The organism is Enterobacter sp. Taxon_2 (assembly GCF_058355295.1).
In genome coordinates this window covers 2997037-3009834 of record NZ_CM178024.1, presented here as the reverse complement: position 1 = coordinate 3009834, position 12798 = coordinate 2997037, and the positions used below count along the sequence as shown (strand labels likewise).

The 12798-nt window shown below is 53.5% G+C and carries 13 protein-coding genes; 6 read left to right on the top strand and 7 right to left on the bottom strand.

Going from position 1 to position 12798, the window contains the following annotated elements:
- Positions 1–11: 11 nt before the first annotated feature.
- On the bottom strand, positions 12–926 hold the full coding sequence (locus AC4IC4_RS14295) for an ABC transporter permease subunit (protein WP_032646250.1): 915 nt from the start codon (positions 924–926) through the stop codon (positions 12–14).
- A 99-nt stretch (positions 927–1025) separates the two neighbouring features.
- On the bottom strand, positions 1026–2147 hold the full coding sequence (locus tag AC4IC4_RS14290) for a branched-chain amino acid ABC transporter substrate-binding protein (RefSeq protein ID WP_023312277.1): 1122 nt from the start codon (positions 2145–2147) through the stop codon (positions 1026–1028).
- A gap of 425 nt (positions 2148–2572) precedes the next feature.
- On the opposite strand from AC4IC4_RS14290, the gene AC4IC4_RS14285 reads away from it, so the two are divergent.
- A complete protein-coding gene (locus AC4IC4_RS14285) occupies positions 2573–3241 on the top strand; it encodes a YecA/YgfB family protein (protein WP_491471361.1) in 669 nt (222 codons plus the stop codon).
- Positions 3242–3864: 623 nt separating this feature from the next.
- Here AC4IC4_RS14285 and tyrP read toward each other — a convergent pair.
- Positions 3865–5076: a tyrosine transporter TyrP gene (gene tyrP, locus AC4IC4_RS14280; protein ID WP_024909783.1), complete on the bottom strand. Its 1212-nt coding sequence runs from the start codon at positions 5074–5076 to the stop codon at positions 3865–3867.
- 216 nt (positions 5077–5292) lie between these two features.
- Between tyrP and AC4IC4_RS14275 the strand changes: the two genes are divergently transcribed.
- Positions 5293–5634 carry a hypothetical protein gene (locus tag AC4IC4_RS14275; protein ID WP_491471360.1) on the top strand — a complete coding sequence of 114 codons (342 nt, stop codon included), beginning with the start codon at positions 5293–5295 and terminating at the stop codon, positions 5632–5634.
- A 36-nt stretch (positions 5635–5670) separates the two neighbouring features.
- On the opposite strand, the gene ftnA is transcribed toward AC4IC4_RS14275, so the two are convergent.
- Positions 5671–6168: a non-heme ferritin gene (gene ftnA, locus AC4IC4_RS14270; RefSeq protein ID WP_014884366.1), complete on the bottom strand. Its 498-nt coding sequence runs from the start codon at positions 6166–6168 to the stop codon at positions 5671–5673.
- Positions 6169–6372: 204 nt separating this feature from the next.
- Positions 6373–6711 carry a YecR family lipoprotein gene (gene yecR, locus AC4IC4_RS14265; protein ID WP_024909785.1) on the bottom strand — a complete coding sequence of 113 codons (339 nt, stop codon included), beginning with the start codon at positions 6709–6711 and terminating at the stop codon, positions 6373–6375.
- A gap of 234 nt (positions 6712–6945) precedes the next feature.
- Here yecR and azuC point away from each other — a divergent pair, with 234 nt between their 5' ends.
- Both azuC and AC4IC4_RS14255 read left to right on the top strand, forming a co-directional pair.
- Positions 6946–7029, top strand: coding sequence for a stress response protein AzuC (azuC, locus tag AC4IC4_RS14260; RefSeq protein ID WP_014884364.1), 84 nt, complete (start codon positions 6946–6948; stop codon positions 7027–7029).
- A gap of 107 nt (positions 7030–7136) precedes the next feature.
- Positions 7137–7388, top strand: coding sequence for a DUF2766 family protein (locus AC4IC4_RS14255; protein WP_008500405.1), 252 nt, complete (start codon positions 7137–7139; stop codon positions 7386–7388).
- Positions 7389–7430: 42 nt separating this feature from the next.
- On the opposite strand, the gene AC4IC4_RS14250 is transcribed toward AC4IC4_RS14255, so the two are convergent.
- Positions 7431–8774 carry an anaerobic C4-dicarboxylate transporter gene (locus AC4IC4_RS14250; RefSeq protein ID WP_023336144.1) on the bottom strand — a complete coding sequence of 448 codons (1344 nt, stop codon included), beginning with the start codon at positions 8772–8774 and terminating at the stop codon, positions 7431–7433.
- A gap of 157 nt (positions 8775–8931) precedes the next feature.
- Complete coding sequence (locus AC4IC4_RS14245) at positions 8932–9435, bottom strand: non-heme ferritin-like protein (protein WP_024909786.1); 504 nt, start codon at positions 9433–9435, stop codon at positions 8932–8934.
- Positions 9436–10222: 787 nt separating this feature from the next.
- Here AC4IC4_RS14245 and araF point away from each other — a divergent pair.
- Entirely contained in the window at positions 10223–11212 is a 990-nt protein-coding gene (araF, locus tag AC4IC4_RS14240) for an arabinose ABC transporter substrate-binding protein AraF (RefSeq protein ID WP_024909787.1), read from the top strand.
- Between the two features lie 71 nt (positions 11213–11283).
- Positions 11284–12798 carry an L-arabinose ABC transporter ATP-binding protein AraG gene (araG, locus tag AC4IC4_RS14235; RefSeq protein ID WP_024909788.1) on the top strand — a complete coding sequence of 505 codons (1515 nt, stop codon included), beginning with the start codon at positions 11284–11286 and terminating at the stop codon, positions 12796–12798.

The following is a 12798-nucleotide window of genomic DNA, read 5'->3' as shown; positions in this document are numbered from 1 at the left end:
TATTCTCTCCCTCACACTTTGGCCACAATCGGGCGTCCAAGCAGGCCCTGAGGACGGAAAATAAGGATCATGACCAGCAGGCCGAACGAGAAGACATCTTTATAGTCCGAGTTCACCATGCCCGAGAACTGCGCTTCCGCCACGCCCAGGATAAGGCCACCGAGCATCGCGCCGGGAAGGGAGCCGATGCCGCCGAGTACTGCTGCAGTAAAGGCTTTAATGCCGATCACGAACCCGACGTAGAAATCAAAGGTGCCGTAATTCATGGTGATCAACACCCCCGCCAGACCGGCCATCGCCGCGCCGATGACAAAGACCAGCGAAATAATCCGGTCGGTGTTAATACCCAGAATGGAGGCCATTTTGCGATCCTGCTGCACCGCGCGGCACATCCGGCCCAGCCGGGTACGGTTAATTATCCAGGTGAGCACCAGCATGCCGGCAAACGAGGCAACCAGGATAAACACTTTGGTGTAGGTTATCTGCACGAACCCTTCGCCCAGATGCAGGCGAATGACGCCGTCCAGCATGGTCGGTACCCCTTGCTGGCGCGGGCCCTGGCTCAGCTGGGCGTAGTTTTGCAGGATAAGCGACATCCCGATGGCGGAGATCAGCGGCGCCAGGCGCGTGGAGTTGCGCAGCGGCTTGTAGGCGATACGCTCGATAGTCCAGCCGTACACCCCGGTGACCACAATGGTGAACACCAGCGTGCCGAGGATCAGCAGCGGGAAGGACTGCAGGCCGAAGAACGAGAGCAGCGCCAGGCCAATGGCGCAGAGATAGGCGGAAATCATATACACTTCGCCGTGGGCGAAATTGATCATCCCGATAATGCCGTACACCATGGTGTAGCCGATGGCGATTAGGCCGTAGACGGAACCCAGCGTTAAGCCATTAATTAACTGTTGCAGGAAGAATGTACTCATCTTAGCGCGCTCGTTTTATAGGCTGCGCGAGCCGCGCAGCCTGATGTTTATTACGCGCCGACGGGCAGGCCCGCCGACGTTGAGCGTGACTCCGTCCCGTTACTGCACTTCCTTATATTTTCCTTTGTCGTCCCACTGGTAAACCACGTAGTCAGAGACCTTCAGATCGCCTTTGCTGTCCCAGGCTTTTTTGCCCATCACCGTGTCGACGGAATTGGCCTTCAGCCACTCGCTGGCTTTAGCGGAGTCCTTGCCGCCGGTGGCCTTGAAGGCCGCGGCAATGGCCTGTACGGAGGCATAGGAGTAGAGGGTGTAACCTTCCGGCTCGAATTTACCGGCGCGGAATTTCTCGATAACCGCTTTACCGTCCGGGATCAGGCGCGGGTCTTTACCGAAGGTCATGTAAATGCCATTGGTATACTGCGGGCCGCCCGCAGCGGTCACCATCTCCTCGTTGACAATACAGTCCCCGGAGAAGAATTTTGCCTGTACGCCCTGCTCACGCATCTGGCGAACCAGCGGGCCGGCTTCCGGGTGACAGCCACCGAAGAACACGACGTCCGGTTTTTGCGCGCCGATCTTGGTGACCAGCGCGTTAAAGTCTTTTTCACCGCGGGATAACCCCTCGTACATCACATCCTGAACCCCGCGTTTCGCCAGTGCCGCTTTGGTGGCGTCAGCCAGACCCTGACCATAGGTGTCTTTGTCGTGAATGATCACCACGCGCTTGGCTTTCAGCTTGTCGATGATGAAGTCGCTGGCAACCTGACCCTGCTGGTCGTCGCGGCCGCACATGCGGAACATATCGCTCATGCCGCGTTCGGTGATCAGCGGGTTAGTTGAGCCGGGGGTAATCGCAATAATGCCTGCGTCGCTATACACCTCGGATGCGGGCATGGTGGAAGAGGAGCAGAAATGGCCGACCACGGCGTTGACTTTATCCTGGTCAACTAAACGGTTGGCGACGGCTACGGCCTGCTTGGGCTCGCAGGCATCATCCCCCTGAACCAGTTTGATTTTCTCACCGTTAATGCCGCCTGCGGCATTAATGTCTTCAGCGGCCTGCGTTGCGCCGTGCCAGTACTGATCGCCATAGGTGGCGTTCGGACCCGTGAACGGTCCGGCCACGCCAATCACAATATCTGCCCGGGCGGAAAACGCCGTCACCAGGCAACCGGCCAACACAAGAGAAAGAGGAGTTCTGATAAATTTCAGCGACATTATTATGTTCCTTAGCAAAGAGGTTTTTGCACCACGGCGTAAACCCGAACGCCCGACGGCGCAGCCAATCCGAAACACGAGCAAGAACAAAATGCACTAAACGAACACGATACAGACGGCATCCTGCATATTACGGCGAGATTTCCCTGCGCAGGGACGCGCGAAGAACGTTAAGCAAAAACGTTGCCAGAATGGTTAACCCATTGACGAGCATGCGACATGTTTGAGTATAGAGCGCCGCATTATGCCGCCTTGCGGGAGGAGAAGAAATTACAGCGGAGATCACATATCGTTAACAATAAAGCCCATAAGTTGTGCAAAGGTCACGGTTTGCACGTTTTTGCAGCAATAAAGACCTAAACTTCAGCCCGGAGAGGGGTGAGATATGTGTTAGGATCGTTTCCTTTTTTGCAGGAGTATCAGCGATGACTGAAGGCCCATTGAATGAAAGCGAAATGGCGTGGCTTGAAGAGACGTTAATGTCTTACGGTCATGATGACGCGTCCGTGATTGACGTGTCCGAACTGGACGGCATGCTTACCGCAGTGCTTTCCGGTCCTGTTGTCGTTGAGCCAGATGCCTGGCTGGTGGCGGTTTGGGGTGGCGAGAAGTACATTCCGCGCTGGAAAAACGATCGTGAGATGAACCGTTTTATCGATCTCTGCTTTAAGCACATGAACGATATTGCCGAGCGCCTGAGTGAATACCCGGATCAGTTCGAACCGATGTTTGGCTATAACGACGTTGACGGTGAGAGCTATACCGTGGTGGAAGAGTGGTGCTACGGCTATATGCGCGGCGTGGCGCTGACGGACTGGTCAGCCTTGCCGGAAGCCCTGAAGGCCGATCTTGAAGTGATTGCGCTGCACGGAACGGAAGAGAACAGCGAAAAGCTGGATGAACTGTCCGAAGAGGAGTACATCGCCAGCATCGAGAGCATCCAGCCTGCGGCACTGCGTTTATATCAATACTGGGTAGACAACCCGCAGCAGCCGGAAGCGAAGAAGCCGATTGTGAACGGCACAAAGGTCGGGCGTAACGATCCGTGTCCTTGCGGCAGCGGGAAGAAGTTTAAGAGCTGCTGTTTGCACTGATCAATTTTTTATTAACTTAGGTGGATTTGTTTCGTTCACCTCCAGTCAGTAGAAAATAATACGATCTTTACCTGTGAACGAGATAAGGGGGCCACCGCGGCCCCCTTATCGATCCCCGCGGCCCCGCGGAAAATCGGTGCTTCGCACTGCGCTCACCTCACGACCGTCTGCCTGCGGTCGGCTCAACTCGACATCCTGTCTCGCTTCGCCTCTGGCCGCCATCCATGGCGTCCAGCCCTTGTCCCCCGGTCTCCGGTTCGCCGATTTTAGCGGGGATGCAACACCCGTGCCCCATGCAGACGATGAAGAAGATGGAGGGGGCGGGAGTCCGGCTAAAATCGCCGAATCGTTTCCTGGAGGCCGGGGCGACGCGCATGGATGCGCGGCGAGGGCGGCTTTACAGGGACGTTGCATCCGCCCGTCCCCGAAAAGCCGTAAGGAATAAGATGAGGGCACCGCGAAGCGGCGATTTTCTTGCCGGGAGCCGGGATTGTTAAGGGGGCGGCGATAGCCCCCTTAACACGTTCACCGCAGCGGACAAAACAGGTAGCAGAAGAGTATTAGTGAACGGAATTATCCCCTGCTATTACATAGAAAATGGACTTGCCATTGGGATATACATTTCAACCCACTTCCGGCAGCATCCCGGCTGCAATCAACACCTGCACCAGAATAATCACCACCCCGCAGCCAAACACAACGCACAGCAGCGGTTTTCCGCCCGCCACGCGATACCCTTGCTGAGGATGCTGCTGGCGGCTTTTCCATGCCAGCAGGGAAGGGAGGAGGAGGGCAAGGATCGACAGCGCTACCCCTGCGTACCCCAGCGCCATCACAAATCCGCGCGGATAAAACAGCGCGAACGCCAGCGGCGGCAGGAAGGTAATTGCGCCCGTCTGTAACCGTCCGGCCGCGGTATTGCGGCGCTGGAACAGATCGGCCAGATAATCAAACAGGCCGAGCGCCACGCCCAGGAATGAGGTTGCCAGCGCCAGGTCGGCAAACAGATGTACCGCCAGCTCCACGTGTGGGGAGGTGACGACCTCGCGCAGTGCCAGCAGAAAACCGTTCAGGCCAGCGTGTTGCGCCATCAGCCCAATAAAGGTTGAAGAGTCAATGCTGCCCAGCGTCACCAGCTGCCAGAAAATATAGGCAATCAGCGGGATCGCGCTGCCGATAACAAAGACGCGGCGCAGTTTTCGGATATCGCCGTTCATATAGCTGACGATGCTCGGCACGCTGCCGTGGAAGCCAAACGAGGTGAAAATGACCGGGATCGCGGAGAGCGCCAGCCCTTTTTCCAGCGGCAGCGTCAGCAGGTTAACCTTGTGCACGTGCGGCGCCAGCAGCACCAGCATGACAATCAGGAAGAGAATTTTAGCGCTGAACAGAAAACGGTTAAACAGATCGACCAGCGATGTGCCCACGCAGACCACGCCGCCGCCGATGAGCGCAAAGAAGATGGCGCCCGTCGCAGGGGTAATGTCAGAGCCAAACCAGTCGTTGACGCTGGAGGCGATGAGCTCCCCGGCACCGCTGATATAGGCGGCGGTCAGGGCGTACATCAGGAACATCATGCTAAAGCCAGTTATCCACTGGCCGTAGCGTCCGAGATAGCGTGCCGCAAGCGAACCCAGACCGGTGTCGGCGGGTACGTGCTGGTATACCTCAAGCAGCAACAGGGCGGTGTAACACATCAGCGCCCAGAGCGTTCCCAGCAGCAGCAGGGTCATGCCAAATCCCACGCCCGCGGCTGCCAGGGGCATTGCCAGCATTCCTGCGCCAATTGTCGTTCCGGCGACGATAAAAATACTTCCCAGAGTTCTGTTTTTCACGCTTTCCTCTACAACGCTTCTTAACCGCGACAAAATCTGCGGCGCAGAGTAAGGGAAAAGCCGTTACTCGTCAAATCACCGTTACAAGTGGTGTAAAAAATTATTTACGTATTAATGACCCAGGCCTATGCCTACCTCATAAGGGCAATACTGCTGCCCGACATTCCGGCGTAACGTAAACAATAAATACAAATTATCAAATTAAGTGAGGGTCTTATGGCAGGGGAGAATCCCTTTACCGCGGCATGGAGCCGGGGAGGTAACCTGTTGTGCCATGGTCACTGGATAATCAGCTGGCAGAATCAGCCCCTGAACCTTCCCGAGTCCCGCCGCGAAAAGGATATGGGCACCTGGGCAATCTATTCGATTATTGATCCTGAAGATGAAACCTTTGCACAAGGCTTACAGGAAGATGAGTGGATCATCGAGAATGTCGACTGGTTAACGGATCTGTTTTTCGAGGTGGGTATTCCGCTGGAGACGTCCAGCTACCGCTATTTTTACCAGGCCGTGAATCCCCATGACTGGCGTTGCACCAGCTGTGCGGGGTGTATGTAAATTAACGCGGTGCCGGAAACCGGCACCGCGCTGAAATTAATTCTGCGTATCAAGAGTGGAGAGTTCTTTATCAATAAAGTAAAGACCTTCGCCAGATTTCCCCACCAGAGATAATTTATCCAGCACGGATTTAAACAGCTTCTCTTCTTCGTGTTGCTCAGCGACGTACCACTGCAGGAAATTAAAGGTTGGATAATCCTGGCTGGTCATCGCGGCATGAACCAGTTCGTTAATTTTCTGCGTGATAAGCTGCTCGTGCTCGTAGGTGGCGCGGAACAGTTCATCGAGAGAATTATACTCAGCAAACGGTGATGCCACGGTTTCAATGCGCGGCAGGCTGCCCGTATCTGTCAGATAATCAAACAGACGCTGCATGTGGGTCATCTCTTCCTGAGCGTGACGACGCAGAAACGCGGCAGCGCCCTCGAAACTATGGTAGCTGCACCAGGCGCTCATCTGCTGGTAGAGCAGGGATGAAAAAAGCTCAAGGTTCATTTGTGCGTTGAGCTTGTCGATCATTTCAGTTTTCAGCATGGTGACGCTCCGGATTATTATTTCTGGTTCACAATGAGCGACACTATAATTTGTTATTTAATTATTTGCAAAACGTAAAATTTTTATTTTATTTATTTAAAATACGAATGGGAATAAAACGCATTGGCGATTTTTATAACTTATTAATGAGAATTATTTTTGTTCATAATGAAATAAACTGCCAGCATGCGCTGGCAGCTTCGATTAATACCACGGATTAGTTGACTTAGGATTAACGGCGTAACCCATACATTTATACTGGATAGTCACGCTCTCGTTCAGGCACAAAGAGCCGCTGGTCAGAGTGCAGGTTTTAATGGGCTGACCATAGGCTGAGGCAGTGGCATACCCCATGCTCTGACACGCTTTTGCCGCCGTGCCGTTATTCACATACTCATCGGAATACGCATTTTGCAGCGCAGCCTGGCCGTAGTCGAGGCGGACGATGCCGTTCGGCGCGTCGAGGCTGCTGACTTCAGCCTGGCGGTTAATAGTACATCCCGCGAGCAGCAGGATTGTGCCGGCTACAATGACTCTTTTCATGATTCGCTCTGAGTGGATGGAAATACGTTATCGTACCCGCAGATGCCCGCTGCAATGGCTGGAATAGCCGGACAATCTGCCCTCACTCTTCGCAACGGGTCCGCGGTGAGCGCTTTCAGGCCATGCTCTGATATAAATGTGATGTGCATCACAAAAGTGTTGATTTTTGTGATGGTGGTCATATTATAGTCACGTTGATAATAAAGTTGTATAACAAGTTAATGGAGCATCATCGTGAAACTGCGCAAAATCCTGAAAAGTATGTGGGCCAATTACTGCCGCACCTTCAAAGACGTGCCGCCGGGCGCCATGTTCTGATAAAAAAACCTGCTTCGGCGGGTTTTTTTATACCTGAAGGCGATGAAGGGGAGATGCCAGGGGTGTGTTTTGCTACTATGGCGGCCTTTAAATAAGGAGAAAACCCCATGTCACAAAACCTGAGCGCCGATCAGGAACTGGTCTCTGACGTTGTCGCCTGTCAGCTGGTTATCAAACAAATCCTTGATGTTCTTGACGTGATTGCGCCGGTTGAAGTGCGCGAGAAGATGTCTACGCAGCTGAAAAACATCGATTTCGCCAGCCATCCCGCTGCCGCCGATCCGGTTACGCTTCGTGCGATCCAGAAAGCCATCGCCCTGATTGAACTGCGATTCACGCCGCAGGGTGAATCCCACTAAAACCGGGAAATGGGCGACGGCATGTGTCGCCCCTTGATACTGTCAAAAGAACGTCTGGACCAGCAGGTAGCTCGCCGCGCACGCGCAGCTTACCCCAATCAGCCCAGGCAGAATAAAGCTGTGGTTGATGATAAATTTGCCGATGCGGGTGGTGCCTGAACGGTCAAAGCCGATGCAGGCCAAATCACTTGGGTAGGTCGGCAGGACGAAATAGCCGTATGACGCAGGGAAAAAGGCGATCAGCATTTTCGGGTCGATGCCAAGCATGAGGCCCATAGGCGCAACGGCCGTCAGCGCAGCCGCCTGGCTGTTCACCAGTTTTGACACCAGAAACAGCACAATAGCATACGTCCACGGGTGGCTTTTCACGACGCCTTCCAGCGCCAGCTTTAACTCGTCGAGATGCGCCTGGAAAAAGGTATCGCTCATCCACGCCACGCCGAACACCGAGAAGATCGCGACCATACCGGCCTTAAACACCGCGCCGTTGGAAATCGCCGACGCATTGACCTTACAGGCCATCAGCATCACGGCCCCTGCAATTAACATCATCATCTGAATAACAAGGTTCATCGACAGCGCCGTCATTTTGCCTTTCAGCTCAAAGGCGGGGCGCAGCTCAGGGAACGCACCCAGCAAAACGACCACGGCAATACCGGCAAAGAAAATCCACGTGGACCAGTAGGCCTGTTTAGGGAAACGCTGATTCATTAACGTCTCCGTTCCACCGTAGATAAACTCGCGCTGCTTAGGATCTTTCAGCTTTTCCTGAAACTCCACGTCATCCGCCAAATCTTTTCCGCGGCGTAAACTCCACAGGGCAGCAATAGCTACGCCGAAAAGTGAAGCGGGAACCGACACGGCGAGAATTTCCAGGATCCCCCACGCGTGGCCGATGCCATGCTGGGCCGCCAGGATAGACACCAGCGACACCACGGCAACGGACACGGGGGAGGCGGTAATCGCCATCTGCGACGCGACCGATGCCACGGCCATAGGGCGCTCGGGGCGGATCCCTTTTTTCAGGGCGATATCCGCAATGATGGGGAACATGGTATAGACCACATGCCCGGTGCCGCACAGAAAGGTCAGCATCCAGGTGGTGAATGGAGCGAGCAGGGTGATGTGCTGTGGGTGTTTGCGCAGCAGACGTTCAGCAAACTGCATCATGACGTTGAGGCCACCCGCAGTCTGCAGCGTAGCGGCACAACCAATCACCGCGAGGATGGTCAGCATAACGTCTACCGGCGGCTTACCCGGTTGCAGACCAAAGACAAAACATAAAATAAAAAGACCAATACCGCTGATTAACCCGAGCCCCATACCGCCGAAACGCGTACCCGTCAGCAGGCAGAGGAGAATGACAACAAACTCAATGGTGATCATGATGCTCCCTCGTCAATGATTATGTAACTAAATAAATCATCACACGTTGTGTGGTTAATCATTGGGAGCCAGATCTGATTTGTTAAATTTCAGCAAAAGCAGAAGGTTGGAGACGTGAAGGGAGCCTGCTCCTCCGGATGGGAGCAGGCCAAAAAACTCAGTGGTGCTGCACCGCCACGATGTCGAGCAGATGACGGTCGGTTTGCTCAGGACATAAACCCGCCTGCTGCGCATTATGGATCTCATCCGCCAGCGTCTTCAGCAGCAGGCCATCCTGCTGCTGCTCTTTATCCATATCGCGTAAGAATCTGAGCGTCGTAATATCCTGCTGCGCTTTGGCTTCATCGGCCAGTTTGTTGAGGGTGCTGCAGCGTTGTTCATACTCTTCAAGCGTCTTCTGAAACAGTTCTTCCAGGCAAGAGTAATTTTCATTGATCCCATCAAGGGCTTTAACGACAGGATTTGCCCCTGCGGCTTTCAGGAAGTTAAAGACACGCATCATATGGGTGACGTTACTTTGCGCCTGAGAGCGAAAGAATGTGGCAGATCCCGTGAGGCTATTCTCGGCACACCACGCACTTAAGTGAAGGTGCAGATTCGAGGCGTAGAACTCAAGGTTCATCTGCGCGTTAAGTTTTTGCATCATCGTTTGGGTAGCCATACTCATATCCTTATTGACTGTGGGACGTGATGTCCGTTGCTTAACCTGAGCGTCAGGCAAATATGAAGAAAAGAGCAGAAATACACATTCTGCCGTGACCGAAGTCGACCGAAATTCACTTCCTGTGTTCGATATAAATAAGCATACCCTTGTCTTTGGTCTAAGAAAACTCTTAATTGGGCTGTATTTACCATACATTACAAAGTTTAATATAGTACAGAAATGCAATCAGCTTGCCATGAATTGAATATGGTTTAATGCTCTAATAATTAACAATTTTTATTGCAGTGATACACTGTTACTCTTTCGAAAATATTAAGTTGGAATAATACTCCGTGAAAAAGAGAAATACGGATTAATCGTTTCGAATATATGATGTGCTAATAAAATTGCGCTAAATCAAATTCTGCGGAATAACCGTGTTCAGGTGCCTGGTGCATTTTTGATGAAAAACATCTTGAACCCCTTTAACGCCAGGTGACGTTTAGTCCGCTGAGGGGTATCAGGGATTTCTTAGCTAATCTTATGGATAATTCTGCTTAACCCACTTTCATTTGTCTGACAAATCCTGCCTTTTTTATGTCATTTTTCGCTGAATTTATGTACGCAATTACTGTAATTCTGCGGTGTGATGGGGCTCTCTTATGGATGATTAATTTCCCGCTAAAACTATCACCAGCAATAACGCTTATGACGAGGTAAGCGCTAATGCCTTGTTTTAAGTCCGATTAAATAAGAAGCACGCACATATTCCCTACAGAAAAGAATGCTAAAGCTGGAGTTTACCATGCACAAATTTACTAAAGCGCTGGCGGCCATCGGTCTGGCTGCCGTTATGTCACAATCCGCTATCGCTGAGAATTTAAAACTCGGTTTTTTGGTAAAACAGCCCGAAGAGCCCTGGTTCCAGACTGAGTGGAAATTCGCCGATAAAGCCGGGAAAGATTTAGGTTTTGAAGTGATTAAAATCGCCGTGCCTGACGGTGAGAAAACCCTGAACGCCATCGACAGCCTGGCGGCCAGCGGTGCGAAAGGTTTCGTTATCTGTACTCCGGATCCAAAGCTCGGTTCGGCCATCGCGGCGAAAGCGCGCGGTTACGATATGAAGGTCATCGCGGTTGACGATCAGTTCGTTAACGCCAAAGGCAAGCCGATGGACAGCGTCCCGCTGGTGATGATGGCGGCGACCAAAATCGGCGAACGCCAGGGGCAGGAACTCTATAAAGAGATGCAAAAGCGCGGCTGGGATGTCAAAGAGACTGCGGTGATGGCCATTACCGCAGACGAGCTGGACACCGCACGTCGCCGTACTTCCGGTTCAATGGACGCGCTGAAAGCGGCTGGTTTCCCGGAAAAACAGATCTACAAAGTCCCTACCAAATCTAACGATATCCCGGGTGCTTTCGACGCCGCGAACTCTATGCTGGTTCAACATCCGGAGGTCAAACACTGGCTGGTGGTCGGCATGAACGACAACACCGTGCTGGGTGGGGTACGCGCGACGGAAGGCCAGGGCTTTAAAGCGCCTGACGTGATCGGGATTGGCATCAACGGCGTTGACGCCGTCAGCGAGCTGTCCAAAGCGCAGGCTACCGGCTTCTACGGTTCTCTGCTGCCAAGCCCGGACGTTCACGGCTATAAATCCAGTGAGATGCTCTACAACTGGGTCACCAAAGGGGCTGAGCCGCCGAAATTTACCGAAGTGACCGACGTGGTGCTGATTACCCGCGACAACTTCAAAGAGGAGCTGGCGAAAAAAGGACTGGGCGGGAAGTAATACGCGGTGATTGTGCCCCTCATCCTTCGTGAGGGGCCAGACGTACACACTACAGGAATCACGGAGACGTTATGCGACAGTCTGATCCGTATCTCTCTTTTCGCGGCATCGGGAAAACTTTTCCCGGTGTTAACGCGCTGACCGATATCAGCTTCGACTGCTATGCCGGCCAGGTTCACGCCCTGATGGGGGAAAACGGTGCGGGAAAATCCACGCTGTTGAAGATCCTCAGCGGCAACTACACGCCCACTACCGGCTCGCTGGCCATACGCGGCGAAGAGGTGGCGTTTGCCGATACCACGGCGGCGCTCAATGCCGGGGTGGCGATCATCTACCAGGAGCTGCACCTCATTCCTGAGATGACCGTGGCGGAAAACATCTATTTGGGACAGCTCCCGCACAAAGGCGGCGTGGTAAATCGTTCGCTACTTAATTATGAAGCGGGGCTGCAGCTTAAGCATCTGGGCCTGGACGTCGATCCCCAGACGCCGCTGAAATACCTCTCCATCGGCCAGTGGCAGATGGTTGAAATTGCCAAGGCGCTGGCGCGTAACGCCAGAATTATTGCCTTCGACGAACCCACCAGTTCGCTCTCTAAACGTGAAATCGAAAATCTGTTCCGCGTGATCCGCGAATTGCGTCAGGAAGGCCGCACGATTTTGTATGTCTCGCACCGTATGGAAGAGATATTTGCCCTGAGCGACGCCATCACCGTCTTTAAAGATGGACGCTATGTGCGCACCTTTACCGACATGGCGCAGGTGAACCATGACCAGCTGGTTCAGGCGATGGTCGGACGCGATCTGGGCGATATTTATCACTGGCAACCGCGCCCGTACGGCCCGGAACGTCTGCGCCTGGATAACGTCAAAGCGCCGGGCGTCAGAACACCGATTTCGTTATCCGTACGCAGCGGTGAAATCGTCGGCCTGTTTGGTCTGGTGGGGGCGGGGCGCAGCGAATTGATGAAAGGTCTGTTCGGCGGTACCCGTATTACCGATGGTCAGGTCTCTATTGACGGCGAACGGGTAGATATCCAGAAACCGGCCCACGCGATCGGGGCGGGGATGATGCTCTGCCCGGAAGACCGGAAAGCCGAGGGGATCATTCCGGTGCACTCGGTGCGCGACAACATCAATATTTCTGCCCGTCGTAAGTTTATTCGCGCCGGTTGCCTGATAAACGATAGCTGGGAGTCGAGTAACGCCGACCACCATATTCGCTCGCTGAATATCAAAACGCCGGGTCCGGAACAGCTGATCATGAATCTGTCAGGCGGAAACCAGCAGAAGGCAATTTTAGGCCGCTGGCTGTCAGAAGATATGAAGGTCATTTTGCTGGACGAGCCGACGCGCGGTATCGATGTGGGGGCAAAACACGAGATTTATAACGTGATCTATGAGCTGGCAAAACGCGGCGTGGCGGTGCTCTTCGCCTCCAGCGATCTGCCGGAGGTGCTTGGCGTGGCCGACCGCATTGTGGTGATGCGTGAAGGCGAAATTGCCGGCGAATTACTTCATGAACAGGCGAATGAACAACAGGCGTTGAACCTCGCCATGCCTAAAGTTAGCCAGGCTGTCGCCTGA

What these genes read in the sequence shown, in the direction of transcription:
- AC4IC4_RS14295 (WP_032646250.1), bottom strand. Translation starts at nt 926, where the DNA reads ATGAGTACATTCTTCCTGCAACAGTTAATTAATGGCTTAACGCTGGGT.
- AC4IC4_RS14290 (WP_023312277.1), bottom strand. Translation starts at nt 2,147, where the DNA reads ATGTCGCTGAAATTTATCAGAACTCCTCTTTCTCTTGTGTTGGCCGGT.
- AC4IC4_RS14285 (WP_491471361.1), top strand. Translation starts at nt 2,573, where the DNA reads ATGACTGAAGGCCCATTGAATGAAAGCGAAATGGCGTGGCTTGAAGAG.
- AC4IC4_RS14275 (WP_491471360.1), top strand. Translation starts at nt 5,293, where the DNA reads ATGGCAGGGGAGAATCCCTTTACCGCGGCATGGAGCCGGGGAGGTAAC.
- ftnA (WP_014884366.1), bottom strand. Translation starts at nt 6,168, where the DNA reads ATGCTGAAAACTGAAATGATCGACAAGCTCAACGCACAAATGAACCTT.
- yecR (WP_024909785.1), bottom strand. Translation starts at nt 6,711, where the DNA reads ATGAAAAGAGTCATTGTAGCCGGCACAATCCTGCTGCTCGCGGGATGT.
- AC4IC4_RS14255 (WP_008500405.1), top strand. Translation starts at nt 7,137, where the DNA reads ATGTCACAAAACCTGAGCGCCGATCAGGAACTGGTCTCTGACGTTGTC.
- AC4IC4_RS14250 (WP_023336144.1), bottom strand. Translation starts at nt 8,774, where the DNA reads ATGATCACCATTGAGTTTGTTGTCATTCTCCTCTGCCTGCTGACGGGT.
- AC4IC4_RS14245 (WP_024909786.1), bottom strand. Translation starts at nt 9,435, where the DNA reads ATGGCTACCCAAACGATGATGCAAAAACTTAACGCGCAGATGAACCTT.
- araF (WP_024909787.1), top strand. Translation starts at nt 10,223, where the DNA reads ATGCACAAATTTACTAAAGCGCTGGCGGCCATCGGTCTGGCTGCCGTT.
- araG (WP_024909788.1), top strand. Translation starts at nt 11,284, where the DNA reads ATGCGACAGTCTGATCCGTATCTCTCTTTTCGCGGCATCGGGAAAACT.